Annotated in this window: 2 protein-coding genes; both read right to left on the bottom strand. The window is 51.2% G+C overall.

All coding sequences use genetic code 11. The features are described from left to right. A partial coding sequence (locus A3750_RS03015) for an FAD-binding protein (protein WP_156498342.1) occupies positions 1 to 370 on the bottom strand: 370 nt, incomplete at its 3' end. Then, the coding region (locus A3750_RS03010; protein ID WP_304440164.1) for an FAD-linked oxidase C-terminal domain-containing protein at positions 370 to 997 on the bottom strand (628 nt) is incomplete at its 5' end. The genes A3750_RS03010 and A3750_RS03015, both read right to left, overlap by 1 nt.

Raw genomic sequence — 997 nt, 5'->3', positions numbered from 1 at the left:
AACCCGCCATAGCACTCGCAATAGCACCACCAATCGTTGAACCAACGCCCATCCCTTTCTCACAGCCATTCAGAACATGAGGCTCAAACGCAAGGCACTGGTCTTTCTCTGCAAGCATTGCCTGAATATCACTCACCTTGGTACCAGCGCCAACTCGCAATACAAGCTCGCTTGGCTCGTAACTAATCACCCCCGAAAACGGCTGTGAAGACAACACATCACCTGATGCAACAGAACGTCCCAAAAAAGCTCTGGTGCCACCACCTTCAATCGACAATGTACGCTTGCTCTCTGACGCTGCTCGAATACATTGTGCCGCTCGCGACTCTTGTTCATTAAAGTGCTCTACACGAGCAATGGACCAAGACATCAAAAGCGCTCCAAATCTGGGAATGGCAACTCACCGTTGTGCACATGCATATGCCCAAACTCGGCACAGCGAGCCAGAGTCGGGATATTTTTGTTAGGATTCAGGAGCTTATGGGGATCAAAAGCCTGCTTCAAAGCATGAAACTGAGACAGTTCATCACTGGCAAACTGAACACACATTTGGTTAATCTTCTCTCTCCCAACGCCGTGTTCGCCAGTGATCGCACCACCTAGTTTGACGCAAAGCGCCAAAATATCTCCACCCATCGCCTCAGCGCGCTGCAACTCATCGGAGTTATTCGCATCAAATAGAATGAGCGGGTGCATATTGCCATCACCTGCGTGAAACACATTCGCGACCGCTAAACCATATTTCTCGGAAAGCTCGGCAATACCTTTGAGCACGGCGGGCAGGTTTTTCTTAGGGATCGTGCCATCCATGCAGTAGTAATCCGGCGAAATACGACCGACCGCGGGAAACGCACTCTTGCGCCCTTTCCAGAACAAGGCTCTTTGGGCCTCGTTATCCGCGACGCGAACCTCAGTGGCACCCGCGGCCTCAAAAACATGCTTTATTAAAGCAAGCTCATGCTCAACCTGAGCAAGAGGACCATCAAGCTCGGCGATC

Source organism: Oleiphilus sp. HI0079, from assembly GCF_001635105.1.
The sequence above is the reverse complement of the archived record's forward strand: the minus strand, read 5'-3'. Positions and strand labels throughout refer to the sequence as shown.